The sequence below is a fragment of the Microbacterium cucumeris genome, from assembly GCF_058349845.2.
On sequence record NZ_JBYRIZ020000004.1, the window covers coordinates 1 to 24,075 of the forward strand.

A 24,075-nucleotide genomic window follows, 5' to 3' on the forward strand; every position below is an offset into this window, starting at 1 on the left:
ATGCCGTCGATGGTGCCGTATCCGGTGCCGGTGGTGAGGTCGTCGAGGTTGACGCGGACGATGACGGTGGCTCCGGCGAGGGCCGGAGCGTCATTGTCGCAACCGAGAGCGTGCGAACAGATCAGCGCGAGGCCCTCCGCGCGGATCTGCGCGATCGTGCGACGGTCGGCGTCGGGGGCATCCGGATCGATCGCGTTCGCACGGGAGGCGAACACGGCAGTGGTGTGCCCTTCCAGCGCCGCCTTGATCGTGGCGCCGGTCGGCAGGTCGAAGTCGGCCTCGAGATGGAGGCGTCCGCGTCGTTCGGAGAACACCAGTGAGTTCTGGGCGCGGGCATTCTCTTCCCGCGGTGCGATGCCGTCCGGATCCAGATGTGCTTCGGCGCGAGCGATCAATTTGCGGACCTCGTCCAGGGACAGCGCCGTGGCCTTGTCCACGAGCAGTCGTTCGGCATCCTGCAGGTCGTCTGCAGCGACACGGAACTGCACGCGATCGAGCAGCTCCACGATCAGCGCCGCTGCGGGCGCGCCGAGCGACCCGGTGTTCAGTGCCTCGCGCACCGCCGGATGCTTCGCCGGCAGTGGTGCGCCCAGCAGATCGCTGCGCGTCGCGGTGGCCTCGCCGACCGTGACCAGCCGGCTCGCGTCCGTGGAGGACGCTCCGGTGGTCGCGGCGATCAGCTTCGCCGCCGTACGGAACCCGTGCTGCTTCGCCAGGGACTCGGCACCCAGTTCTGTGCGCGACTCATGCGCGATCCCGGCCGCAACCTCCGCCTGAAGGCCGTCCGTCACGCGACGCAACCGCCCCAGGACCTCATTGGCCGCGATCAGCGCCGCCCGGTCGAGGTGCGCGGCGTCCTCGGCATCCGCCCACACAGCGTCGAGGCGGGAAACCGCCTCGTGCAGGGCATCCAGATGCGTCATCGTCATGCATCCAGATTAGCCGATCTGGGCCAAGAATGGAAGATAACTACGAAAGAAATGTTCGAAACCATCGACGGGAGCGCGAGCGCGATGCTGGCGTCGGCGGGCGATCCGACGGTCTGTCGACACGTCCAGTCTGAACGCCCTAGTCTGAACGCGTGACCACCACTGACGCCCCGGCGAGGATGAACACCCTGGCGCTGGTCGGGTTCATCGCAGCTTTCGTCAGCCCGCTGGCCGGGGCCATCCTTTCCGTGTTCGCGCGCCGCCAACTCGATGCCCCGGGGAACGTCGAGCAGGGCCGTGGACTCGCTCGATGGGCCATGGTGATCGGGATCCTCGGCACCCTCGGTCAGATCGCGTTCTTCGCGCTGTGGTTCTCGCTGTTCTTCCAGGCGATCAGTTGACGTGCGGCGGCACCTTGCTCTACGCAGTCGCAGAGTCTCAGCGCATCTCAGATGTCCGGAGGCACCTTCACGATCAGCAATCTCGGCATGTACGAGGTGGAGCAGTTCACGGCGATCATCAACCCGCCCGAGGGCGCGATCCTCGCGGTCGGCAGCGCGTCACCGGAGGCTGTCGTGCGCGACGGGGTCGTCGAGGCGCGGCATCGGATGCGACTGACGCTGTCCGCTGACCATCGCATCATCGACGGAGCCCTCGCCGCGCAGTTCCTGCGATCGCTCAGAGCCCTGATCGAGCAGCCGATGAACATCCTCGTCTGAGCGGAGCGATGATGAAGGGACGCGTGACGCGTGGCTACGGTCAGCCCTGGGTGGGGCGGAGTGCCGGCTCGTGTAGTAGCTCACCTCGCCGGTGGCATTCTCCACACCGTAGATCCATTTGCCCGATGGCGTGGCTCTCACGTCGATGATGCTGCCTCGTCCGCCGGGCGCGTCGACGTCATCGCCGAGCTTGGGATTGATGTCGGTCATGCCTTCGACGATACGAGAGACACCCGTCCACCGCGTCCCCCGTACGGCGGACCCCATCGCATCCGGCCATGCCGGATCGTGTCCAGTCCTGTCGCCGTCCGCGCGTCCATCACCGAAAGCGAACCCAGCGGACGGTGACTTCGCGGTGCGGATTACCGGATTACGCGGTAGCGCAGGTGAGTCTCGCTTGCGAAGGCTGATGTCTCGAGGCGTTCCAGCTCGATACGGTTCTCGAGGCCTGCGAACAGCGGGATGCCGTTGCCGAGGAGCACCGGCGCGATGTCGAGATGGAGTTCGTCGACGAGTCCGAGCTGGAGGCACTGGCGGGAGATGCTGCCGCCCAGCAGGCTCACCCATTTGTCTCCCGCTGCTCGTCGGGCAGACTCGACGGCGTCCGCGACGTCGTCGACGATGAAGGTGTATGTGACGCCGTCCCGCTCGATGGGGGCGTGAGGCGTGTGCGTCATGAGGTACACGGGCACCTTGATCATCCCACCGTAGGGGATCTCTCCTTCGTCGATGGTCTGCGTCTTGTTCGCTCCGCCGACGACGGCGCCGATCCGTTCGACGACCTTCATGACGACGTCGTCGTCCTCGGGCGCGGACGGTCGTCCGAACATCCAGTCGACTCCGCCCTCGGTGTCGGCGATGAATCCGTCGACCGTCATCGTCGCGTGCACGATTACTCGACTCATGAATCTCTCCCTCGTGATGGTGAGTCAGATGACTCACCATCAATCTAAGGGCCGATCAGACATGAGTCAAGCAACTCACCTCCGTGTCATACTGGGACCATGTCGCGCCCACTGTCCGCATATCACCGCGGTGTCGCGGCGACGAACCGTGAGAAGATCCTCGACGCCGCTGTTCGCCTGTTCCTCGATTCCGGATACGACCGCACGTCGTTGGCGCGAGTCGCCGAAGGGGCAGGTGTGTCGAAGGCGACCTTGTTCAAGCAGTTCCCCACGAAGGCCGCGCTGTTCGAGGCGACGGTGCTCGCGGCGGGTGGAAGCTCCGATTCGGAGCCGGTCGCCATGCCGACGGGGGACTTCCGTCGTGGCCTGGTCGCGCTCGGGCGTGCCTACGCGGAGCTACTGTCCCGTCCCCACATGGTCGCGCTGATGCGGATCGTGATCGCTGAGTCGCCGAGATTCCCCGAGCTGAGGGAGCGCACCTTCGATTTCGGTACGCTGCCTGTGCTTTCGTCCCTCCGCGGCTATCTGCAGGCGCAGCGCGCGGCGGGGAGCGTCGACATCGACGACCTGGACATCGCCTCCGCGCAGTTCCTGGGCATGATCGCGTCCGCGATCTTCTGGCCGCGTCTCGTGCACGGCACGTGGACGATCACGGATGAGGAACAACTCCGGGTGATCGACGAAGCCGCGCTCACCATGGCCAGGCGCTACGGCAAGCCAGTCGAGAACCGAACGCCGGCTCGCGACGGGTAGGGGCAAATGCGACAGGTGGTGGAGGGGCTGACGGGAATCGAACCCGCGCTGTCTGCTTGGGAAGCTGTCCAGACCACCCTCAAAGTGTTGCGTCATCTCGCGGAAATTCGTGATCAGGCGCGAAATCACCATAACATCCGTTTACCGCTGAGAACCGCGACTTACCGGGGTGGAGTCCACGCGAGTCCACGAGATTGGCCTCGTCGCTCCACCGGCTATGCCGGCGCGGTTGATAGTTCTATGACGTCCTCGTTCCCCAGGCGGAGTCTCCGCGCGGCGATCGGGATGTATTGACGGCCGGCGAGCTCAATAGTCGGAAGATCAGAATCGAGCGTCCGCGCAAAGCGAGGACCGTCTAAGAAATCGTCGCGCGCTGTCGTGCTCGCGTTAAGGCCGGACAGAGCAAGTTCGAGAACCGAGTTCCCCTCGGCGGCCTTGCTCCTCAAGAACTCCACGCCCTCGGGGCCCGATTCGGACATCCGTATCGCGAACGATCGCGGGCTCGAGTTCGATCCCTCAACATAGACGGAAGCCACGACGGCGGCGCCGGAAAGCTCACGGATAAGCGGTGAATCTTTGAGATCGGCTACGGCTGCCGCCAGACGGCAGGAAACGTATTCCTTCACCGCATGCTGGCCGTCATAGGTCGCCCCGACCTGAAGCCCCACAGCGTCCGCGCGTCCGATGGGACTGTCCGGGTCGGCGACAGATCCCGTGGCGTAGTTGACAATGTCAGCGATGGCACCGCTAGGCAGATTCCGGACAAGGTCGGCGGCAACGCGGTCTCCCTTGGGCATCGAGTATCCGACGATGGTGAGGCTGCGGGCTGAGACGACGGACTCGTATGCTTCCCGCCAAAGCATGTGAATGAGGTTTACGTTGTAATAGCTGTCCTTGGCAAGCACAGGTGGCACGAGGAATCGATCCAGGAAGCGAATGCCGCTGAATTCGGCCGCGCGATGATCCGGTTCTTCGCTGAACCCCTCTATGTACGGGGTGCGAACCAGCGTGTTGCCGTCGCCAACTGACCAGTACCAGTTCAGGGAACCATGCAACTTCAGCAGGCGGAATGAACCAGTGGTGGGGCCGTGCTGGTCGCGGAACGTGATCGTCGCAGCGGGTGGAGGCGCCGGAAATACAACGCGTGAGCCGTGCACGTAGTCCATCGAACGCCCTTCGATGGTGACTGGACGCAGGGTGGTGACTGCGTGCTCGACAAGGGTGTCGTAGTTGAAGGTAAGAACGGTGGCATTCTCCGCATGCCAAAGTGCGACCAGCTGTAGCAGCCAAAGGGGGGCTTTGTCGCTGGTTACAAGGGCGGCGCGATGCTCTAGCTCTTTTGCGAGTTGCGCGGTTATCCGTTCAGCTAGGGCGCGCCGGGCGGTGTTTTCGTAGCCTTCAAGGAACGGCAGTGCTGTTGACAGAACAGTCAGCTGCTCCTCAAAGGAAGAGCCGTCGTACCCACTTGGCCAGTCATGCCGCAGCTCGGCGCGGATCGCTTCACCAAGCTCGTCGGTGAGCGGCATCCTTTCATGGACTGCGCGCGAGAAGCCCGCTCCGAGGACGTAAACGGGGCGGCCGTCGCGCAGAGAGCTCATCGCAGAAGAATGCATGGATCGCATGGCTGTCTGCAACCTCGCGGGCGTGAGTGTCTGTCAGGTTCGCATCTCGAGGACCAGCATGTGGAGTGCGGCCAGCCAGTCGGAGCCCGTCGTGTCCGGATCCCCGTGTTCGGGTTGGGACTTTATGGGGATGACCGCCTCAAGAGTCATGTACAGGTAGCCACTAGTCAGTGTCGCCACGTAATTGAAGCTGAACTCCGAATCTTGCTCGACGGCCTCGTGCCAGCCCTCCGAGCTTGCATGAACGTGTCGGCTTCCCAGGCTGTTCGAACTCGCCAGATTGATTTCGACCAGCTCGGAGAGCTTGCCGAATGTCAGCTTGGTCCTCGGGGGAAGCAGGCATGCCGCCCAACCCCAAAGCGTCTTGTACTCCTTTCCATACGCAGCGACCAGCCTGTCCCGTTGTGTTTCGAGGCCGCGGAGGGTTTCTTCGTCAAGCGCGTGTCCTTGGCCAAGATTCCCGCTGGCCAGCATCTCTTCCGCGAGGCTTCGAGCAAAGACTTTGTGGTGCTCGCGGTACCGCTGAACTAGATCGGGGTGGTCGCCGTCCGGCTGGCCGTGAACGGCGAGGATTGCCGCAACCAGGAATATCTCTTCCAATGTTCGAAGCCGGCCCTTTGCGCCAGCGATGAGATCGTTGGTAAGGAGTTCGTATATCTCCGTGGCTGTCGTGAGTGCTCGGCGCGAGAGGACGAAGAGGGTCTCGTAGTACAGCGCGAACTGTTTGTCTTCGTCGTCGTCACCCAGCGAACCGTTGATGTGCCCGACCGTCCAATCGACGGCGTCCCCAGCAACGGCGAGTAGGAGAAGGAACGAGTCGAGTTGTCGACCGCGGCTCTCGCGGAATGATGCGACGTGGGCATCCCTTCGTGCTCGGACTTCGCGAATGATGGCGTCGCGTTCTCCACTGATTAGCCGCGCCGTCCCGAACGCCAGCGGGTCTTCGGGGGTCCATCCGATTTCGAAATCCAGGTCGAGGTTCACGGGGCTATTCTCTGGCGTGCAAGGGCGCGGGTGGAGTATTTCGGCTCGTGATCGGTGAGAATGCCGACTGGGGCGGGGTGGTCTGGGGGTGCCTCTCAGAAAAACGGCCCCTTGCGGGCGAGAGTGAGAGTGACTGCCACGCACGCCGCACCGCCACACCGAGACCGGAAATAATGTCTGACCTGGGATTTAGTGGCGATTGATGGCCGCCACACTGGCCGCCACACACCCGCCACACCGGATCGCCACACGACGATGCGCCCCGCATCGTCGCTGTCTGCCAGCGGATGCGGGGCGCATCATCTCGGATCTCGGCTCGGTCGGGCGGGTGTGCGGGGGAGAATGCTCACCTACCTGCGGTGATCTAACGCCTGTAGATACACCACCCCCCTGGCCCCCCTATAAGGCCCCCAAGGTCTGACGACCATAACACGCGATCTCACCACGGGACAAACTGCGCCCCGTGCAGTAGCTCGGTGAGCCTGTCGCCCTGCGCTCTCGACAGCTTGCGCCGCGCCTCATGGAACGGGAGTCCCTGCGCCTGCATGTCGGCCAGGCGATCGCGTAGACGTTGCTCGACGCGCTGCGCCCGCACCTGCTCTGCATCGTCCGGCTCAGCCAGCACGTCGGCCACCGCGTCGAGCGTGGCGAGCGAGTGAGCAAGCACCGCCCCTGCCAGGTGCCAGTCATCATCGATGAGCGCCGAGCGCCCTGCCATGTTCGCCAGGGCAATGGCGATGATCGCCCGATTCAGCAGCACGCGGCTATTGATCGGTTCCCGCTCGCCTCGGTGCGCCGCTCGCGTATCCGCCTCATGCGCCGCGTCCATCTCGGGCAGGGCGTCCACGTATTGCACCCGATCCCACTGCGCGAGGGGCACCTGCACGGGCGGATGCTCGACGGTCGGGCGAGGGGCATCCGCTGCCTCGGGATCCTCGGCCACCAGCCAGACGAACCGAGCCGACAGACCGCCCGCCACGGCACCGTCACTCAGCAGCGGGCCGGCCCGGCCCGGTTGTACGGCCACGGTCAGCACAGCGCGATAGCTGCCGCCCGGAATGGTCACGCCGTCACCCTTGGCGTTCTGCCCGCCGATGCTCTCGCCCGAGGTCACAGACTTGATCGATTCCATCACGGTCGAGCCGGTACGCGCGCCCTGCTCGCCGAGCTGGCCGACCTCATCCCAGTGCAGCCAGACGGCGTGATCCGGGCGCGCCCAGACCAGCTCGGGCGGCTCATCTTTCGCCGTGTGCATCCTGCCCAGCATCGTGGCGATGCCCTCACCGCTGCGCGCGGCGGCAGGGGAGGGCACGTCCTCCCCGGCGAACGTGACGGCGCAGGCTGCGCCCCGGATCGCCGTGGACTTGCCCGCCCCCGAGCGCCCGACCAGCGCCACGGCCAGATTCAGCGGAGTGCCCTCGGGGTGCAGTGCCGACCGATACCGGACGGCATACGGAATCGTGAGCAAGGATCTGATGATCGCCGCCCCGAGCACCGCCCACGGTGAGGCGATGCGGCGTCGCGCCTCATAACGAATCGCGGCCAGCTCGGGGCGGTCACACGCCCACACCGCCCCCGGCTCGGGCAGATCCCCGAACGCAGACCGTGCCTGCACCGTGCGCGGCGACGGCTCGACAGACACGGGCACGACCGGCACCGCCTCGCTCACGACGCCTGGCCCATCGTGCGGCGGGCGCTTGTGATCGTGCGGCGCGCCTCGGTCTCGCTCAGGCCTGCGACCATCGCCGCGCCCTCGAGCAGATCGAACGTCATAGCGTCGTGACCATCGCGGATCGCCTGGCAGGCGGCCCAGTAGAGCCGCCCGTTACGGGTGCCCTCCGGCGCATCCTGAACGAACTTAGCCAGGTGCGCGGCGCGCTCGCTCAGCCTGCTTGATCCGCTCGTGCGGGGCGCAGGGACGACGGGCGCGGGTCGAGCGACTGCGGGGCGCAGTAGCTCGCGCAGAGCAGTGGGCAGGTGCGCGGGCGGCGCAGATTCCCACCTGTACGGCTGCCCCGTGGCAGGGTGCAAGCTCGGCGGCATCACCAGATAGCCAGTCTCGGTTTTCACATCGATCCCCGCAGGCAAGCGAGTCGATGACAGCGGCCCGCCCGGATTCAGGAAGTACAAGTGTCGCCCGCCCGTACCCCGGCCAGAATGCACGGTCAGAGTGCGCGGCAGGTGCACGCCTGCGGCCTCGGTGAGCGCCGCGAGGCTCCCGCCGTTCTGCGGGTCGATATCGAGCACCACGAGCGAGCGGGGCACGCGCGCCCCGATGTTGTGTTGCGCTCGACCCGGCCACCAGCGCGTGATCTGCTCGGGATCGGTCGTGGCATCTTTCACCCCGTGTGCGGTCGTCGGGATCTTGCCCCGAAGCGGGATGATCGGCCAGCCAGCGGCGGCGAGCCGTAGCGCATCGTCACGAGTGGGCATCGGTTGCCACCCCCTGACGGCAACGGGTCGAGCACCCGTGCGAGCATGACGCGAGCGCAGTTGACCGGTCGCGCTTGCGCACGCGAGCGCTGCGCACGGTTCGGGCGCGGGCATCGGCGTGCTCGGCCTCGCGCTCAAGCTCGGCGCGCTGGGGATCCGATTGCAGGCAGAGCTGCGGCACGCGCTCGCAGGTGCTCGGCGCGCTGGCGGTGGGCATCTTGTGCGGCGCGGCTGACGCTCACGACAGCACCCCGCCTCGGCTCGCCTCGAGTTTCACCAGGTATGCGATTCCCTGGCCCCGCTCGCGGCGCGACAGACGCAAGGGCACCAGTGCGCGGGCGTCGATCTGATCGAACGCAATCCCCACGGCGCGCGAGTTGTGACCGGCGCGGATAGCGGCGCGGATCTCGGGGGTCACCGCGTAATAGACGCCGTGCACGAGTCGGGCGCTGAGCGGCGCAGACGCGGGCAGGGGCGGCGGTGTCTCGTGGTCGGCGGCGCGGAGCACGTACCAACGCTGCGGGGCGCTCATCGTGCCGCCTCCACCGTGTTGGCCGCGACGTAGGCGTCAAGGTCGGCGCGGTGCACGCGCACCAGTGCGCCGATCTTGACGACCGGCACGCGCCGATCGGACACGATGCGGCGAGCGGTGCGCGGCGCGACGTTCAGATAGTCGGCGATGCCCTGAACGTCGAGCAGTTCGAGCGTCGGGGCGGTGCTGGGAGTGTTGCGAATAGCCATGTTGGGCATTCCCTTTCGGGTCACATGACCGGCGCAGGGCGCAGGATGCGGGGATGCCTGTAGGCGTGAGCTGTGACAGCTCTAAGGGCGCGTACCGGCGCAGAGCGTCGGTCTAGATCGATAAGGGTGTGTTCGGTGCGCGCCTACGCCAGGCGGACTGGCGCTGGGGCGCGAGGGGCGCGAGTGACGCGCTGAATGACAGCGGCGCGCAGGGCGGCGATTGCGGCTCCCGTGTGCGCCTCGCGGAGCGCGAGGGGCACGGATGCCGTGATGAGTGCGGTCTGCTCGCGGGCGGCGTGCTCGCGCTCGGCGCGGAGCGAGGCGGCGCGCTCGCGCAGGGGCACGTACTCGAGCGGTACGCCCGTGCGAGCGGCGAGGGCGCGCACGGCGGCCCGGCGAGGGTGATCAGTCGGGAGTTGCTGCGCGGCCCACTCGATATCGGCGGCGCGGCGGCGGAGGCCCCGTGCGATCTCGGCGGCGTCGCGGTCGAGCGCCTGGCGTGCGCGATCGCGCAGGGCACGGCGGTGCAGCTCCCCGAGGTCGTCAGGGTGAGCATCATCCGCCCATGCCCATGCCAGGAAATCGCCCGCGTGTAGCTCGGCCATGCTGTTACCGGCTTGGGCGTCGGTATCGAATCGAGGGGCAGTGTCCGCGGGGTGTGCGGTGCGAGGCCAAAGGGCGCGCAGAACGGCGCTTATCGCGCCGCTCAGCTTGCCCATTTGTTTACCTCTCACGTTGTGTGTCGCCAGACAGTTACGCACATGCCGCCGACGTTCCCGAAATGAAGACACGCGCTATGTGAGGAGGTTTGTGTAGGTATGTGCGGTCAGAAATTCTGACGTTAGAGTTCAGATTGCTCGTAACCGCGGCATGCTCTCCGAGTCGCCGTAGAGAGCGTTCAAGCGCTCGGCCAGCACGCGGTCAGAGTCGTCGGCGGCGTGTGCGTAGATCTGCGCGGCGCGCATTGTCGTGTGCCCGAGGCGTGCCTGAACCTCGGGCAGGGATGCCCCGGCGCGGTAGGCGAGCATCGCGCCCGTGTGCCGCAGGTCGTGCCAGTGCAGATCCTCGCGCCCGATGACGGCGCGAGCCTGGCGGAATGCGAGCGAGATCCGCACGTTCGGCGTTGGGGATCCATCCGGCATCGGGAACAGCAGCGCATCGGCGTGCTCCGCCACGTGCTCAGCCATGTGCGCTGCGAGGGCGTCCACGACGAACGCGGGCAGGTGCACGACGCGGCGGCTCTTGTCGGTCTTGGTCTTGCCGAATCCGATCGGTTGGCCGGGCACTTGCTCGAGCGCGCGCTCGACGCGTACCGTGCCCGCGTCGAGATCGACATGACGGCGAGCGAGCGCGAACAGCTCGCCGTAGCGCAGGCCAGACCATGCGGCCAGCGTCACGGCGGCGGCATAGCGGGGCGGCATGAGTGCGGCGAGCTGCGCGACCTCGGCGGGCGAGGCGGTGCCCCGCTCGCGGTGGGCAACTTGCCCCGCACCCTTGATCTGGCACGGGTTAGCGGTCAGCAGTCCATCGGTCACGGCGGTTGTTAGGATCGCGCGCAGTACGCGATACGCCTGCGCGGCAGTCGTCGCCCCGGCCTGATCGAGCGGCACGACCGTGCGCAGGTTCGCGCGCTGCGGCTGCGGCTCCCCGGCCTCGCGCCACGCCTGCATCACGGCGGTGGGCATCTTCCCCGTGGCGGCGACCTGCATCCCCTGCGCCCGCGCCCAGACGCGAGCGGGATGCTCGGAGCGCTCCCGATCGCGTGCGAGCTGGCGCGCGGCGGCATCCCGCGCGGTCTTGATGATCGCCGCATACCAGGCACGTACGACAGCGGGCGTGATATCGCCGACGTGCATCGTGCCCAGCTCGACGCCTCGGGATCCGCTACCGGCCCCGATGCGCGGCGAGATCCATCGGCGCACGTTGCGCGCGTAGGTGTCGAGCGTGCGGGGTGCGAGATCCGGGCGCGAGGCGAGCCAGTCGGCGGTGTAGGCGTCGAGCGTGATCCGGCTCGCCTCGGGATCGCGCCAGGTGCCGCGCGTGCGGTCGGCGAACTCGGATGCCAGCCAGGCGGTGCCCTCCGCCCGCGTCGAGAACGTGTGCGGCGCGGCGAACTTGCGCCCATCGCGCCGGTAGAACGCGCGCCAGCGGCCCGAGGGCAATTGCTCGACCGTGCCGAGCTGGCCCGGCGTGCGGCGCGTCGGCGTCGCGGTGCGGCGGGTCACAGCGCGGCCCTCGCCACAGCGGTCACGCACGCGGAGTGTGCGTCTATTGAGTCGAGCAGGTGAGCAGAACCAGTAGCCATGTCGGCCCCTCATTTCGGCCCGTGAGTCCACGGGAGTCCACGAGAGGGTCTGAACTCGCTCCCAAATCCGACCACCAGCGAATCCTAGAAATCATTGATGACTAGGTGTTTCTCTAGTGGAGGGGCTGACGGGAATCGAACCCGCGCTGTCTGCTTGGGAAGCAGAAGTTCTGCCATTGAACTACAGCCCCGTACCGGCATCCGAAGAAGCAGGTAACGGAAAGCCTACCTGCACGCCGCCCGTAGGCCAAAGACGGGACCGGCGGGCCACCCTCGGAGTACTCTGCCGGAAGAGCCGTGCGCATCGAAGGAGAGCGACGAGATGAGACCACTGCGCTACGCGATCAACGTCACGCTCGACGGCTGCTGCCATCACGAGGCGGGACTCGCGCCCGACGAGGAGTCGATGCAGTACTGGACGACGGAGATGGCGCGCGCCGATGCGCTGCTCTTCGGCCGCGTGACCTACGAGATGATGGAGTCCGCCTGGCGGCGCCCGGCCGCGGGCGTCTGGCCGGACTGGATGAGCGGCTGGGAGGTCCCGTTCGCCGAGGCCATCGACCGGGCCGAGAAGCACGTCGTGTCGAGAACACTCCGGAGCGTCGACTGGAACGCGGAGCTCGTGCGCGGCGACCTGGAGCAGGAGGTCCGTCGTCTCAAGCAGGAGCCGGGGCAAGGCCTGTTCGTCGGGGGCGTGACGCTTCCGGCCACACTGGCAGATCTGGGGCTCATCGACGAGTACATCTTCCTCGTGCATCCCGTTCTCGCGGGGCACGGTCCGACGCTGCTGTCGGGGCTGCGCGAGCGCATCCGCCTCGATCTCGTGGATCGGCAGGAGCTCCGGTCGGGTGTCGTCGCTCAGCGCTACCGGCCGGCGCCGGTCACGACTGCGGTGTGAGGCTGCGCCCCGACTAGGCTGTTCCCGTGCTTCTCAGCGATCGCGACATCACCGCAGAACTCGCCTCCGGCCGGATCGGTCTCGCGCCGCACGATCCGGCGATGGTGCAGCCGTCCAGCGTCGACGTGCGGCTCGACCGCTACTTCCGGCTGTTCGACAACCACAAGTACCCGTTCATCGATCCGTCCGAGGATCAGCCCGAGCTCACGCGCCTCATCGAGGTCGCGCCGGACGAGCCGTTCATCCTGCACCCCGGCGAGTTCGCGCTCGGTGCGACCTTCGAACAGGTCACGCTGCCGGACGACGTCGCCGCGCGCCTGGAGGGGAAGTCCTCGCTCGGCCGCCTCGGCCTCATCACCCACTCCACGGCCGGCTTCATCGACCCCGGCTTCACCGGACACGTCACGCTCGAGCTCGCGAACGTCGCCACGCTGCCGATCAAGCTCTGGCCCGGCATGAAGATCGGCCAGCTCTGCTTCTTCCGTCTGACGTCTCCGGCCGAGAACCCGTACGGTTCCGGCCCGTACGGCAACCGCTACCAGGGGCAGCGCGGCCCGACGGCATCCCGGTCCTTCCAGAACTTCCACCGCACCGACGTCGGCGTCACGGACGTCGGCTCCCTGGGCGGCTGAGCACCGCGCGTCCGGCAGACTCAACCGATCGCGAGGTCGGCCGGCCTGTCGACCGTGTCCGCCGGGAGGCCGCCGGTGACCGCCTCGACCACGGCGTCCAGCACATCGTCGTCGGACAGGATGCGGTTATGACCGAGCCCGACCGGCCGCAACATCCGGGACCGGTCCGCGTGCGCACGGTGCAGGCGCAGCGAGTCCTCGTCCGGCAGCCCGCGATCATCGCGACCGTGGACGACGAGCAGGCTCGTGCCGTCCGGCAGCGGGTCGTCGGCCGCGTCGAAGAGCTCTCGGACGGATGCCGGCGACTCGCCGATCCTCGCTGCGAACCGGCGTTCCAGCTCCGCGCGTGCCCCGGGGCTCAGGCCGATCATCCCGGCGAACTGGTCGACCATCGCGATCGGACTCGCGGCGCCCGAGATCGTGACGACCATGGGTGTCGGGGCGAACGTGCGCGCCGCGGTCAGCGCGGCGACCGCCCCGACCGAGTGCCCGACGATCGCGGCGAACGGTCCGTGCCGGCGCTGCAGCTCGTCGATGGCGGCGAGCCAGTCGCGGATGTCCGTGCGACGTCCGGGTGAAGCGCCGTGCGCCGGAGCGTCGAACGACACGACGCTCCGTCCGCGCGCCCGCAGTTCGCGCACGAGCGGGGCGAACTGCGTCGCTCGTCCCTTCCAGCCGTGCACGACGAGCACGGGGCGGTCCTCGGTTCCCCACTGGTAGGCGACGACGGAGCGTCCGCGCACGCGCAGCTCCGCGCGTCGGGCCGCGAGGTCGGTGGCGGCGTCGCGGTCGCGCAACGGCATCCGCGGGCGCGTGCGGAAGAACAGCTGGTACGCGATCCCGCCGGCGAGGGCGGGAGAGATCGCATCGGCGAGGCGGATGCTGCGGACGACGGTTGACATGCTTCCTCGATTCGGCCAACAATACGAACGATCGTACGTAGACTATACGAACGATCGTTCGTACACTAGAGGCATGTCCGAAACGCCTGTCGTCGACGGCCGCCGAGCCCGCGGAGACGCCTCCCGGCGCAGCGTGCTGTCGCGGGCCACGCACCTTGCCTCGGTCGAGGGGCTCGACGGCCTCACCATCGGGCGGCTCGCCGAGACGTCGGGACACAGCAAGAGCAGCATCGCCACTCTCTTCGGCAGCAAGCAGTCGCTGCAGGTGGCCACGGTCGCCGCCGCGCGGGAGGTCTTCGTCGCGACGATCATCGAGCCGTCGCGCGCCGAGCCCCGGGGGCTGAGTCGCCTGGTCGCGCTGATGCGCCGCGCCCTCGACTACTCACGTGAGCGCACCTTCGAGGGCGGATGCTTCTTCGCGGCGACCTCGGCCGACATCGACTCCAAGCCCGGTCCTGTGCGCGACGCCCTGCGCGAAGCGCTCTCGGAGTGGTACGGATACGTCGCGGCCCAGATCCGATACGCGGCGGATGCCGGTGAGCTCGCGCTCGCCGCTTCGGATGCCGAGGCGCTCGCCTTCCACCTCATCGCGCTCGATCAGGAGGCGAACAACCGGTCCCTCCTCTTCGGGGACGATGCGCCCTACGCGCTCGCCGCTGCGGGGATGCACGAGCGCCTGCTCGCCGCGGGAGCGGATGCTCGGATGCTGTCGCCCCTCACGGCACCAGATGCCGGGAGTCGCTGAGCGGGTTCGACTCTGCTCCGCGGATACCCGGGACACCGCGGCATGCGCGACGTAGGATCGGAGCGTGAGCGGCGACGAGGAGGACCCGACCAGACCCGGCCACGAGCAGGCGCGCGACTTTCCGCCGCCGCCGCCATCGCCGTCCGTCGATGCCGAGGTGCCAGGAGCCGTGGTCTCGGACGCGTCGGGCGAGACGGAGGATGCTGCTCGGCACGCGTCGGATTCCGATCCGTCCGCCGTCGCCGTCCCGGAGGATGCCGCCCCCGCGGCTGTCGCGGAATCCGAGGTCGCCGACTTCGCCGTTCCCGCACCGCCGGCGATCCCGCCGCTGGACGAGGAGGCGCTGGGAATCGCGGACGACGCGGACCCGGACGGACCGCCGGTGAGCGACACGGCCGCGGCTCTCCTCGCGGAGACGGGCGCCGCCGTCCCGCCCGTGCCGCCGACCCGTGGCGCCCTGCGTGCTCAGGAAGCCGCGGGAGCGGATGTACCGGGTCCTCGTCCCGCCGCACCGGTGCGGGCCGCCGCGGCGGTTCCTCCGCCCGCGGCATCCGACCCGGTGCCCGGCGATGCGGCGTTCGCCGCTCCGGAGGGGCCGGCCGGTTCCGGATATCGCGCACTGCCGCTCATCGTGTTCGCCGCGCTGCTGGTGCTTCTCGTGGCGGCGATCGTCGCGGTCGTGGTGCTGATCAATGCCGCTCCGCCGCCGTGGCCGTCGTCGATGAGCGGAGAGGTTCCGGCGCTTCTCTCGGCGACCTGGCCGTAGACGCGGCGAGGCGTGCTCCGCCGTCGGATGCGCGATGATTCACGCATCCCGGAGAGAGCACGCCTCGGGATGGGGTCAGTACGCGCCGCGTCCGCGATGGAAGCCGGCGTCGAAGCCGCGCTCGTACGCGTGCTGCGCGAAGCGCGCGAACCGGCGGTGCGGGTGGTCGTGACCGCTGCTCGGGGCGAACTCGTCGTTCTCGACGCGCTCGCGGTGTACGAACTCGTGGCCGCGGCGACCGTGGCGCGGGAAGAACTCGCCGTCGCCGTGTCCGGGGTGGCCGTCGCGGTGCGGGCCGAACCCGCGGTGTCCGCGGCATCCGTGCTCGGAGCCGTTCCGGGGATCCGGCTCGAAGCCGTGCCCGGAGAAGCCGTGCGCACGGTGGGGGCCGAAGCCGCGTCCGCCGAAGCGATGGCGTCCGTGGTGGCCGTGGGCCCGGGGCTTGCGCGGGAGCGGGGTGTGCTCGTCCCAGCCGAGTGCGCGTGAGATCTGCTCGAGCGTCGCGATGGTGGTCGCGTAGTCCTCGGGGGCGACGGCGTCGCTGATCGTGGCGCGGATGCCGTCGACGACGGTGCCGAGGCGCTCCTTGGCGGCGCGTCCGTCCTCGGTGAGGGTCCAGCCCTCGTCCGAGGGAGCGATCCAGCCGAGCTCGATGAGGCGGCCGGGCTTGCGCTCGTCGAGAGCGCGCTGAGCAGGCGCGGAGCCGTCGACGACATTGAGCAGTCGCCATTCGCGGCGCGTGATGCCCTCGGCCTCGAAGGCGCGCGCGAACTCGGCGGCCAGGAGGCGGTCGGTGGCCTTGAGCCAGTATCCGATCGGGCGTTCGTGGTTCTGTTCGTTCTGCGTTTCCATGGGGAGAATCCTTTGCTTGTAACTGTGCATGTACATGTAGTGTGACATGCAAGCAAGAAGCATGTCAAGTCGCATGTAAAATCGAACCGTGAGCACACCGGATCCCGCCGACGACATCGCGGAGGCCCTCGCGCGCCTCCGCGGGCGCCGCCCGCACGGACGAGGCCACGGCGGACCGCACGGAGGGCACGGGCATCCGGGGCCGCCCTGGATGGCCGGTACCGGCGGGCGGTTCGGTGCGCCGGCCTGGATGCGGATGCTGGAGGCTCTGGCCGCGGCATCCGCGCCGCTGAGCGTCAGCGAACTCGGCGAGGTCGTCGGCGTCGATCAGCCGCGGGCGTCACGCCTCGTGCAGCAGGGGGTCGAGCGCGGCTTCGTACGTCGCGAGGCCGACCCCGAGGATGCTCGGCGCACGCGCATCGCGCTGACGGATGCCGGGTCCCGCATCGCCCGCGGGGCGAAAGGTGAACGGCGCGAGACGCTGTCCCGCGCGCTCGAATCCTTCACCGCCGACGAGCGGAACGAACTGGCGCGGCTGCTGAACAAGCTCGCGGATCACTGGCGGGTGTGAGTTCAGCTCCGGTCGCCCCGCTGACGCACGAGCCCGACGATGAGCGTGACCGCGAAGAGCGCGATGCCGATCACCGCCAGAACACGAGGAGTCCCGCGTTCGGGATCGGATATCGTGGTGAGATGTCCTGTCGCCCCCACGACGAGCCCGTGCATGGTTGAGGGAGTTCGGGAGCGCCCGAAGCGCTTCCTGCTCCTAGACGGTCTCCGGCTCAGCGCCGCCATGATGGTCGTCGCGTATCACTACATCGGACGCAATCACGATAGTTGGGGTAAGCCCCCGTCCGAAGTATTCTCTTTCGCCTCCGACTTCGCCGCCTACGGCGGGCTCGGAGTGCAGCTCTTCTTCATCATCAGCGGCTTCGTGATACTGATGTCCGTCGAGGGGCGTGGTCTCGGCGCGTTTGTCGCATCCCGGGTTTCTCGGCTCTTCCCAGCGTACTGGGTAGCGGTGCTCTCGACGGCGTTCATGATGTCTTGGCTCGCGAGGCCGGGGGAGTTCCGCGAGTTCTCCGTCTCGGAGATCTTGATCAACCTCACCATGACCCAAAGCGCGTTCGGCGTGCCCTCGATCGACGGTGTCTATTGGACACTGTGGGTTGAGTTGCTCTTCTACATCCTCGTCGCCATCATGATCTGGCGAGGTGTCACAGAACGCCGGATCCTGGTCGTGGCATTCCTCTGGCCACTCATCGGAGCTATTTCGATGAAGGACGACGGGTTCCTCGACGACGTGCTCGTGCCGAAGTACTCGCCGTTCTTCGCTGCCGGGATGGTCATCTATCTCATCTACCGGCATGGTCACAATCTTTTGCGATGGCTGGTGCTTGCTTTCGCTATCGCGGCTGGCACCACACAGGGCGTTCAACACTGGGTTCTCGCGAACATGTCCAAGGACACAGGGCGTGACCTCTCCCCGACGATCGGGGCACTCATCCTGCTGAGCTTCTTCGCCGTGGTGATCATAGTCACGCTCACACCGATCGCGCACAGGGGCCCGTCATGGCTCGTCTATGCCGGTGCGCTCACGTACCCCGTGTACCTCATCCATGAGAACTGGGGGTGGTGGCTTATCGACCGCTTGTACCCCTCGCTGGGAAAGTGGCCAACGGTGTTGTTGACGACGTTGCTCGTCCTCATCGCCGCAGCACTGATAGAGCGATTCGTAGAGCGTCCTCTTCGGCCGATACTGAGCCGCCGGATCGCCTCCACGTTGTCGGAGCCGGAGCGGAGCAGTGCGCGGTGAGCGCCCGACCTATGCGCGACGACGGCGTCGATATCAGCCTGGTCATACCGATCTACAACGTCGCTCCTTACCTACCTGACTTGCTCCGCTCGCTCAGCACCCAACGTCCAGCGCCCGTTCGCGTCGAAGTGATCTTCGTCGACGACGGCAGTAACGACGGTGGTCACGAGTTGATCGAAGAGTGGCTCGCGAATCGCCCGGATGGTCGGGACCGCCTCATTCGGCAGCAGAACCGCGGTGTCAGTGCGGCAAGAAACACCGGGATCAATGCGGCGCGAGGCCGCTGGATAAGCTTCCCGGACGGAGACGACGTCCTCGACGAGGCTTACATTGCAGAGGCTTGGCGGTTCCTCGACTCCGGTAGAGCCGACCGCGCGAGCATGGTCGCGTCACGGGTGCTGCGGCTCGACGACGCCACGAGTCGCGTGGTCGACGACCATCCGCTCAAGTTCCGGTTCGAGAACGGCGCTCGGGTGATCGACATGGAGCGTCACCCCGACTACTTCCAGCTGCACGCTGCCTCCACGTTCTTCCGGCTCGACAGCCTTCTCCGAAGCGGCGTGCGCTTCCCGGAAGGTGTGCACGCCTCTGAGGACGCGCTGTTCATCGCACGTCACCTGCTCGCTTTGCGTGATGCTGTTCTCGGCGTCAATCCCCGGGCCCGCTACCTCTATCGGCGGCGCTCCACCGGTGAGTCCGCCACCGACGGTTATGTGCAGAACCCGGAGTCTGCCTATTTGATCCGGTTCCGCGACCATTACGCAGAAGTCTTGCGCGACGCAACCGCACAGGGCGGTGTTCCGAGGTGGCTGCAGTCGATGCTGCTCTACGAGTTCCATTGGGCGCTCGGTCCATGGCAGCGCCGCGGGGCGCGACGGCCGGCTTGCGATGCCGCTTTGGGGCGACGCATCCTCGCCGGGTTCGCAGAGTGTGCGCGCCATCTCACCCCCGAACGGATCATGTCCTACGACGCGACGGCGCTGTCGGTTGAAGCCCGAATTGTTCTCCTGGCGCTTCGGGATCACGACATACCGGCCTGGGTGCCGGAGCACATCGACGCCGTGGATACTGCGTCGAACCGCACGCGGTGGCGGCGATGGACATTGGACCGGGCCGCCGCTTCCCTCGCGGCTTCGCCCAGTGGCGGCGAGAACTGGGCGCGCAACATCGCGTACTTTGGTCCGACGCCTCTCTGGGAGGTCTACGAATGGCGGGACGGCATCGTTGACCGCCCGCTTACCTCGCGCACCGCCGCGGCGGACAGGGCGCGGCGAGCGGCGTACGGTCAACGTGTGTTCGCGCTCTCCTCGCGCCTCAGTGACATTCGAGTCCGCCGCGTCCGCTGGGGAGGCACGGGGGTGCCACTGCTTGCGCTCGCGCACTGGATCAGGGAGGCACTGCGCCGCACGGTGCTGTCGCAGTCGATGCTCATGCGGACATTGTCGACCTTCGTCGCGCGCACCGGCCGCACCACAGTCGTCATCTCAGGCGGAGCCCACGCCGAGCGCAAAGGCGACGTGACGTCCGCCGTGGTGCGTGTGGGAGCGTCGAAAGGCCTGGACAACCCCAGATCCCCTCGATCGCTGGCCGCGGCAGTGGCAATCCGCCGGTCGATCGCGATCTTCGCGGACGATCCGGCTGCTGCGATGGAGCTGCTCGGGCGTGTTCGGCCGCGGGCCAGCCAGTGGCGGCTGACGCTGGTGTCTCACGCAATGCGCACATACGACGATGACCTCGCCGTCGCCGAGGCCTCCGTGTACTGGCTCGTAGAGGAGTAGCCGTGCTTAGAGGGCATCGATAGCGAGCATCGATTCGAAGACACGTTGGCAGCACCGGCCATCGCGGTATTCGAAGAAGGCCTCGGCGCGATCGCGGTACACGATCGTGTCGGGGCTTTCCGATAGAGCCGATCTTGTGGCCGACACGGCAGCTTCGACCGTCGTTGTGACCGGGCCGAATCCGTGCTCGACATAGGAGAAGTAGCCGGGGCGGTGCGGATGGCTGGAGAAGAACTCCTGCCGATCGAACTGGAAGTACACGCTAGTCGATCGGATGTATGCCGCGTCGAAGGCGATGGATGAATAGTCGGTTACCAGAACCGCCGCATCGGCGATGATCTCCTGCACATTCGAATCAGCGTAGAGGCGAACGTCGATAGATGGCGGCAGGGCCATGGCATCGATGTGAGGTTCGAGATTGGGGTGGGGTAGAAAGACGATTCTCTTGCCGAGCGCTCGGGCGGTGCTGTGCAACTCGGGCGACGAGAGGAAGTTGCGCCACGAAATGACGTACTCGGACTCGGAGAAACCCTGGGTCAGAGGCCTGAAGTTACCCTTGCCGTTGGTCGGGCCCAGCAGGTACTCGCGCCAGGTGGGCGCCACGAGAATCGACCCACGGTCCTTCGGAGAGGATCCCTGGGCGAGACGCAACAGCTCGTCGTGGCGTGGAAACCCCGTGAGAACACTCTCCCGGTCAGTGAAACCGTAGGAGGTTCCGTCAGCGACGAATCCGCTCTGCTCTGCCTGGCCCGTTGAGATGATCCGTCGGATCGGCTTCGGGTTGAGCCATCGCGAGATATCGTCCTTGGTCACGCCGTGCTGCAAGAACGTGTACCGCCAGGGCCGTTTGGGGAAACGCTTCGGGTGGAGTGGCTGGACGACGTAATGGTCGACGTGGGAAGACGCCAGGTGAACCGTGTTGAGGAGGAGCAACTTATGCTGCCACGACCCGTGGGCAACGAGCCGGAAGCCCTCGTTTCGCAGCCGCGGCCAGTCCGGCGAGCGTCGTGACAACACGAACCATGAATTTATCTCAGGGTGTTCTCTTGACACCCAGCGGTAGAGGTGCTCCGCATTGTCCTGCGCCTGGGCATCGCGGTCCATGAATACCCACGCGTTCGCGTACCGTCGGGTTGCTTTGGCCACCGCGGAGGTAAACCGGTCGAGAGGGCGCAGGAATCTAGGACTTCGCCCCTCGAGAATGCGGGTGATCTGAGCCGAACGGCTCGCCACTTGGCGGCTGATCCACCCGGTACTGCGGTTAGGTTCCGAGGGAATCCAGGATGACCTGGTTGGCGGTCCTGGTCGCCAGCCGGCGCGACGGGCGATTGACGGCGAGAGAGAAATACCCGGCTGACTGCCCGACGCGATATGGACGGTCCTATGCGCGCCATTGAGAGTGATGCGGAGATCGGGGACGTATGCGATCCAGACAATGCGTTCGTACAGGGGCGTCCTGCCGAAGTAAGTGACGGCGCGGTCCTTGGCATGACGGGGACGCACGTCGATCCCCCGTGCGCTGAACACCTCGGCAGGGCGCTCGCGAGTGAAGTAGTACTTCAGCTGGACAAGACCCTTGGTGTTGTCCGCTCGCCAAACGGTGACTGGTAGCCAATCGAGCTCGACGCCCTTGATTGCCAGGAGGAGCATGCGTATCTCGTACGACAGCTGCGTGATCTCGTAGTCGAGGACTACCTCCGCCGAGATGTAGGTCATCACTTCGGCCACGAGCTCCATGAATCGGGACTTCGTCGCGTCGTTGAGGCGCTTCGTCGGCGTATGGATTCGGCTGTCGTGTTTGAAGTACCAGCTCATGTCGTAGAGCACGATGTTCTGCGCCCACGTCGGGACGGAACCTAGCGACGACTCGAGATCTTTGAGCAGCCGCAACCAGCCGGTCTCGGGAAGCACGGTGTACTTGGCGGGGTTCGTCCAGCTCGAAGCCACGAGGGAGCTCGCGTCGGCGCGAGTGCGGTAGCGGTACTCGGCAGAGGGTACGGCTGCGATCGAGGGCTTGTCGAAACCCGCTAGATAGCGCGCGATGAGAGCTGTGTCCTCGAAGTTCGGGCGCACCTCGGAGTCGAACGCGAGACCCATTCTGTTGATCGCGTCCCTGCGGAGGAAGCTGGTGTTGGCGTGGATCTTGATCGCCGACGGATTCTGCTCGAGTCGGTAGATCCCCGCGCCGCGGGCGAAGAGACCAGACAGCGGATGGTCGTCGCGGATCTTCCCCGTTTCCTCAACGAAGGTGATCAGAGGTGCGGCCACCATGCTCACGGTTTCGTCAACGGACGCGATCATCCGACGGACGTCGGTGAGGTAGGTGTCTCCGAGGATGTCGTCTGGGTCGGGGAACGAGATCCAGGTGCCAGTCGCTCGCGCGAGCCCCGTGTTACGCGCGCCACTGAGGCCGCGGTTCTCCTGGCTGACGAGATGCGCATCCGCGTGGGGATGCCCCGTGATCCACGCGGCGATCACTGCTGCGGAATCGTCAGGGGAGCCGTCATCGACGAAGATGATCTCCGTGTCGTCCAGCGGTTGAGCGGAAAGGCTCTTCAGGAAGTCCGGTAGATACTTCTGCACGTTGTATGCGGGTACGACGAGACTTAGGAGAGCAGTAGATGGACGGGTCTCATTCATGGTCGGCACTCTTCGAATCGGCGGAGCCCGAGCGACGCCAGAGACGGCGCGGGATCCGGATGAGGCGGCTAAGACGATTTGCAATCCTCGCGGCCCGCCTGTTCCGGGCCGCGTGAAGCGAGCGTTCGAGCTCCGCGGCAGCTGCCTTCAGACGGCGGATCGAGTCCTCACCGTCTTGCTGCGCGGTCCGCGCCGCGTCGAGCTGGATCTCGGCTGCTTCTCGTCGCTCCTCGGCGTACGCAAGGGCGTTGCGGAGTTCGTCCATTACGGTCCTGTCGGCCTCGAGGGCAGCCGCGAACGCGGCACGGGCGGTCTCCTCCTGAACGCGTGAGGTCCAGAGCAAGCGGGATGCCGCGAGGCCGGTCGTCACGAGCTTGGTCCACAGGGGGCCGGCAACGTCGAGAGAGGGGAAGCTCGTCGCCCGCACGGGCGTGCCCGTCCGGATCGCGTCCACGATCGCATCCCAAACTTGCTCCTGTCCGCTGGAGCGTTGTCTCATGGCCTTGCGGAGGTCATCGGCCTGGAAGCCACCCTCGCGGATGAGGTCGCCGATCAGCTCCGCGATGGCGCCGTCGCGGAGAGCGAGCGCGGGAAGCACGTAGCCGGTGAGCCCCGCGTTTTCATACGCGCCTGCCATGCGTACGACGTCGTAGTCGCTGCGGGCGAGCGTTAACGACGGAATCCCCGCCATCATGCTGAACACCGCTTGGTGATATCGGGTTGACACCGAGGCCAGAGCTCCCTCGGTAAGTGCAAGGGCATCGCGCGCCGTGCAAGTGCCCACAGCGACGATCCGGGCTGATGACGACTCAGCCACGATCCGCTGGTTCAGCGCATCGTCGGCTTTGATCACGCCCTCCTCCAGTGACCCGACGTGTGGGAGCAGCACCACCGTCACGTCATTACGTACGGCAACGGCATCCAGTACCTGCGCGAGCGCCTGCGGGTAGGCGACCTTGCCAAGCTCCTGAGCAGGCTGCTCGTCGGCGAAACTAGCGACGACGTAGCGTGTGCCAGCGACGGGGAACGCCGCCGACGAGCGGCGGAGCAGGACAGCGTCGTCCATCGTGCGCCGGATGACGTTGGAGCCGGGCCGGAGGTCCGAGAGCAGTGCTGCCGTCGCGGCATCCCTGGCGCCGAAGAAAGCTGCACCGTCAAGGATCTCGCCGACGAGCTCTTCGTCCGCCGGCTCCAGCCAGGGGCCGACTGTCTGGCTCACCACGAACAGCGGGACCTCGAGGTGCCGCGCGATGCGCGCAAAGCTCCAGCGTTCGTAGAGGTGGTAGGCGTGGGCGGAGTTGAGGTTGCCCCCACCCGCAATCACAGCGGCGTCCGCGCCGCGGATCGCCGCGATCAGCGCACGCATCCGCTCCGACCCCATCGCACCGCCGGTCAGGGCGTGCTCCAGATCGGAGCGGACGGACTCCAGCCGTTCGCGGCTCCACGGCCGGTGATAGCCGATCCTCAGCTCGGCCGCGCAGTCGTACATCGCCGCAGCCACCTCGGTCTCTCCCGCAACCACGGTGAGATCGTTGAAGCCCCGGGCGCGGAGTTGATCCAGGGCCACCTCAGTCATCGCCTCGTCGCCGACGTGGTACTGGGAGCGCCAGCCGACATCGCCGAGGACGACGGCCTTCATCGACCTTCTCCAGCGG

At 66.9% G+C, this 24,075-nt stretch carries 23 protein-coding genes, 1 tRNA gene and 1 pseudogene; 10 read left to right on the top strand and 15 right to left on the bottom strand.

Annotation, left to right across the window (positions count from 1 at the left end):
• The coding region (locus AC3RXZ_RS11650; protein ID WP_491494123.1) for a DUF222 domain-containing protein at window positions 1–929 on the bottom strand (929 nt) is incomplete at its 3' end.
• Between the two features lie 152 nt (window positions 930–1,081).
• Between AC3RXZ_RS11650 and AC3RXZ_RS11655 the strand changes: the two genes are divergently transcribed.
• Entirely contained in the window at window positions 1,082–1,330 is a 249-nt protein-coding gene (locus AC3RXZ_RS11655) for a DUF4190 domain-containing protein (RefSeq protein ID WP_491494124.1), read from the top strand.
• Between the two features lie 33 nt (window positions 1,331–1,363).
• Window positions 1,364–1,648, top strand: a pseudogene (locus AC3RXZ_RS11660) (2-oxo acid dehydrogenase subunit E2); the annotation flags it as partial.
• Between the two features lie 362 nt (window positions 1,649–2,010).
• Here AC3RXZ_RS11660 and AC3RXZ_RS11665 read toward each other — a convergent pair.
• Window positions 2,011–2,553, bottom strand: a complete 543-nt coding sequence (locus tag AC3RXZ_RS11665; RefSeq protein ID WP_491494125.1) for a dihydrofolate reductase family protein — start codon at window positions 2,551–2,553, stop codon at window positions 2,011–2,013.
• Window positions 2,554–2,652: 99 nt separating this feature from the next.
• Between AC3RXZ_RS11665 and AC3RXZ_RS11670 the strand changes: the two genes are divergently transcribed.
• Window positions 2,653–3,306, top strand: coding sequence for a TetR/AcrR family transcriptional regulator (locus AC3RXZ_RS11670; protein ID WP_491494126.1), 654 nt, complete (start codon window positions 2,653–2,655; stop codon window positions 3,304–3,306).
• Between the two features lie 215 nt (window positions 3,307–3,521).
• Here the strand turns inward: AC3RXZ_RS11670 and AC3RXZ_RS11675 are convergent, their stop codons facing one another.
• The 9 genes from AC3RXZ_RS11675 to AC3RXZ_RS11715 form a co-directional block, all read right to left on the bottom strand.
• Window positions 3,522–4,904, bottom strand: a complete 1,383-nt coding sequence (locus tag AC3RXZ_RS11675) for a hypothetical protein (RefSeq protein WP_491494127.1) — start codon at window positions 4,902–4,904, stop codon at window positions 3,522–3,524.
• Between the two features lie 57 nt (window positions 4,905–4,961).
• Window positions 4,962–5,912, bottom strand: coding sequence for a DUF5677 domain-containing protein (locus AC3RXZ_RS11680; RefSeq protein WP_491494128.1), 951 nt, complete (start codon window positions 5,910–5,912; stop codon window positions 4,962–4,964).
• A gap of 439 nt (window positions 5,913–6,351) precedes the next feature.
• Window positions 6,352–7,581, bottom strand: a complete 1,230-nt coding sequence (locus AC3RXZ_RS11685; protein ID WP_491494129.1) for a hypothetical protein — start codon at window positions 7,579–7,581, stop codon at window positions 6,352–6,354.
• Entirely contained in the window at window positions 7,578–8,345 is a 768-nt protein-coding gene (locus AC3RXZ_RS11690) for a bifunctional DNA primase/polymerase (RefSeq protein WP_491494130.1), read from the bottom strand. The genes AC3RXZ_RS11685 and AC3RXZ_RS11690 overlap by 4 nt, the downstream gene beginning before the upstream one ends.
• Window positions 8,346–8,583: 238 nt before the next feature.
• A complete protein-coding gene (locus tag AC3RXZ_RS11695; RefSeq protein ID WP_491494131.1) occupies window positions 8,584–8,877 on the bottom strand; it encodes a hypothetical protein in 294 nt (97 codons plus the stop codon).
• Entirely contained in the window at window positions 8,874–9,086 is a 213-nt protein-coding gene (locus AC3RXZ_RS11700) for a helix-turn-helix domain-containing protein (protein ID WP_491494132.1), read from the bottom strand. Before AC3RXZ_RS11700 ends, AC3RXZ_RS11695 begins: the two co-directional genes overlap by 4 nt.
• Window positions 9,087–9,229: 143 nt before the next feature.
• On the bottom strand, window positions 9,230–9,691 hold the full coding sequence (locus AC3RXZ_RS11705; protein ID WP_491494133.1) for a hypothetical protein: 462 nt from the start codon (window positions 9,689–9,691) through the stop codon (window positions 9,230–9,232).
• Between the two features lie 243 nt (window positions 9,692–9,934).
• Entirely contained in the window at window positions 9,935–11,311 is a 1,377-nt protein-coding gene (locus AC3RXZ_RS11710) for a tyrosine-type recombinase/integrase (RefSeq protein WP_491494134.1), read from the bottom strand.
• Window positions 11,312–11,508: 197 nt separating this feature from the next.
• A tRNA-Gly gene (locus tag AC3RXZ_RS11715) sits at window positions 11,509–11,582 on the bottom strand.
• Between the two features lie 131 nt (window positions 11,583–11,713).
• On the opposite strand from AC3RXZ_RS11715, the gene AC3RXZ_RS11720 reads away from it, so the two are divergent.
• Both AC3RXZ_RS11720 and dcd read left to right on the top strand, forming a co-directional pair.
• On the top strand, window positions 11,714–12,289 hold the full coding sequence (locus AC3RXZ_RS11720; RefSeq protein WP_491494135.1) for a dihydrofolate reductase family protein: 576 nt from the start codon (window positions 11,714–11,716) through the stop codon (window positions 12,287–12,289).
• 26 nt (window positions 12,290–12,315) lie between these two features.
• Window positions 12,316–12,921 (top strand): dCTP deaminase, encoded by a 606-nt coding sequence (gene dcd / locus AC3RXZ_RS11725; protein ID WP_491494136.1) that lies wholly within the window; start codon window positions 12,316–12,318, stop codon window positions 12,919–12,921.
• A gap of 20 nt (window positions 12,922–12,941) precedes the next feature.
• Here dcd and AC3RXZ_RS11730 read toward each other — a convergent pair whose 3' ends face one another.
• Entirely contained in the window at window positions 12,942–13,823 is an 882-nt protein-coding gene (locus tag AC3RXZ_RS11730; protein WP_491494137.1) for an alpha/beta hydrolase, read from the bottom strand.
• A 73-nt stretch (window positions 13,824–13,896) separates the two neighbouring features.
• Here AC3RXZ_RS11730 and AC3RXZ_RS11735 point away from each other — a divergent pair, with 73 nt between their 5' ends.
• On the top strand, window positions 13,897–14,568 hold the full coding sequence (locus AC3RXZ_RS11735; RefSeq protein ID WP_491494138.1) for a TetR family transcriptional regulator C-terminal domain-containing protein: 672 nt from the start codon (window positions 13,897–13,899) through the stop codon (window positions 14,566–14,568).
• Window positions 14,569–14,632: 64 nt separating this feature from the next.
• Window positions 14,633–15,334 (top strand): hypothetical protein, encoded by a 702-nt coding sequence (locus AC3RXZ_RS11740; protein ID WP_491494139.1) that lies wholly within the window; start codon window positions 14,633–14,635, stop codon window positions 15,332–15,334.
• A gap of 75 nt (window positions 15,335–15,409) precedes the next feature.
• Here the strand turns inward: AC3RXZ_RS11740 and AC3RXZ_RS11745 are convergent, their stop codons facing one another.
• Complete coding sequence (locus tag AC3RXZ_RS11745) at window positions 15,410–16,186, bottom strand: winged helix DNA-binding protein (protein ID WP_491494140.1); 777 nt, start codon at window positions 16,184–16,186, stop codon at window positions 15,410–15,412.
• Window positions 16,187–16,274: 88 nt separating this feature from the next.
• Here AC3RXZ_RS11745 and AC3RXZ_RS11750 point away from each other — a divergent pair, with 88 nt between their 5' ends.
• Genes AC3RXZ_RS11750 through AC3RXZ_RS11760 form a run of 3 tightly spaced genes read left to right on the top strand, consistent with a single transcriptional unit; the run spans window position 16,275 to window position 19,780 of the window.
• A complete protein-coding gene (locus AC3RXZ_RS11750; protein ID WP_491494141.1) occupies window positions 16,275–16,757 on the top strand; it encodes a MarR family winged helix-turn-helix transcriptional regulator in 483 nt (160 codons plus the stop codon).
• A gap of 45 nt (window positions 16,758–16,802) precedes the next feature.
• A complete protein-coding gene (locus AC3RXZ_RS11755) occupies window positions 16,803–18,002 on the top strand; it encodes an acyltransferase family protein (RefSeq protein WP_491494142.1) in 1,200 nt (399 codons plus the stop codon).
• Window positions 17,999–19,780: a glycosyltransferase family 2 protein gene (locus tag AC3RXZ_RS11760; protein ID WP_491494143.1), complete on the top strand. Its 1,782-nt coding sequence runs from the start codon at window positions 17,999–18,001 to the stop codon at window positions 19,778–19,780. The genes AC3RXZ_RS11755 and AC3RXZ_RS11760 overlap by 4 nt, the downstream gene beginning before the upstream one ends.
• A 6-nt stretch (window positions 19,781–19,786) precedes the next feature.
• On the opposite strand, the gene AC3RXZ_RS11765 is transcribed toward AC3RXZ_RS11760, so the two are convergent.
• Together AC3RXZ_RS11765 and AC3RXZ_RS11770 are read right to left on the bottom strand one after the other, a co-directional pair.
• On the bottom strand, window positions 19,787–22,420 hold the full coding sequence (locus AC3RXZ_RS11765) for a bifunctional glycosyltransferase/CDP-glycerol:glycerophosphate glycerophosphotransferase (RefSeq protein ID WP_491494144.1): 2,634 nt from the start codon (window positions 22,418–22,420) through the stop codon (window positions 19,787–19,789).
• Window positions 22,413–24,059: a polysaccharide pyruvyl transferase family protein gene (locus AC3RXZ_RS11770; protein WP_491494145.1), complete on the bottom strand. Its 1,647-nt coding sequence runs from the start codon at window positions 24,057–24,059 to the stop codon at window positions 22,413–22,415. Before AC3RXZ_RS11770 ends, AC3RXZ_RS11765 begins: the two co-directional genes overlap by 8 nt.
• Window positions 24,060–24,075 lie beyond the last annotated feature (16 nt).

Bases quoted from the DNA above. Each gene is read 5' to 3' on its own strand.
- AC3RXZ_RS11665 (WP_491494125.1), bottom strand. From the start codon at position 2,553: ATGAGTCGAGTAATCGTGCACGCGACGATGACGGTCGACGGATTCATC.
- AC3RXZ_RS11670 (WP_491494126.1), top strand. From the start codon at position 2,653: ATGTCGCGCCCACTGTCCGCATATCACCGCGGTGTCGCGGCGACGAAC.
- AC3RXZ_RS11675 (WP_491494127.1), bottom strand. From the start codon at position 4,904: ATGAGCTCTCTGCGCGACGGCCGCCCCGTTTACGTCCTCGGAGCGGGC.
- AC3RXZ_RS11690 (WP_491494130.1), bottom strand. From the start codon at position 8,345: ATGCCCACTCGTGACGATGCGCTACGGCTCGCCGCCGCTGGCTGGCCG.
- AC3RXZ_RS11695 (WP_491494131.1), bottom strand. From the start codon at position 8,877: ATGAGCGCCCCGCAGCGTTGGTACGTGCTCCGCGCCGCCGACCACGAG.
- AC3RXZ_RS11700 (WP_491494132.1), bottom strand. From the start codon at position 9,086: ATGGCTATTCGCAACACTCCCAGCACCGCCCCGACGCTCGAACTGCTC.
- AC3RXZ_RS11705 (WP_491494133.1), bottom strand. From the start codon at position 9,691: ATGGCCGAGCTACACGCGGGCGATTTCCTGGCATGGGCATGGGCGGAT.
- AC3RXZ_RS11720 (WP_491494135.1), top strand. From the start codon at position 11,714: ATGAGACCACTGCGCTACGCGATCAACGTCACGCTCGACGGCTGCTGC.
- AC3RXZ_RS11730 (WP_491494137.1), bottom strand. From the start codon at position 13,823: ATGTCAACCGTCGTCCGCAGCATCCGCCTCGCCGATGCGATCTCTCCC.
- AC3RXZ_RS11735 (WP_491494138.1), top strand. From the start codon at position 13,897: ATGTCCGAAACGCCTGTCGTCGACGGCCGCCGAGCCCGCGGAGACGCC.
- AC3RXZ_RS11745 (WP_491494140.1), bottom strand. From the start codon at position 16,186: ATGGAAACGCAGAACGAACAGAACCACGAACGCCCGATCGGATACTGG.
- AC3RXZ_RS11765 (WP_491494144.1), bottom strand. From the start codon at position 22,420: ATGAATGAGACCCGTCCATCTACTGCTCTCCTAAGTCTCGTCGTACCC.
- AC3RXZ_RS11770 (WP_491494145.1), bottom strand. From the start codon at position 24,059: ATGAAGGCCGTCGTCCTCGGCGATGTCGGCTGGCGCTCCCAGTACCAC.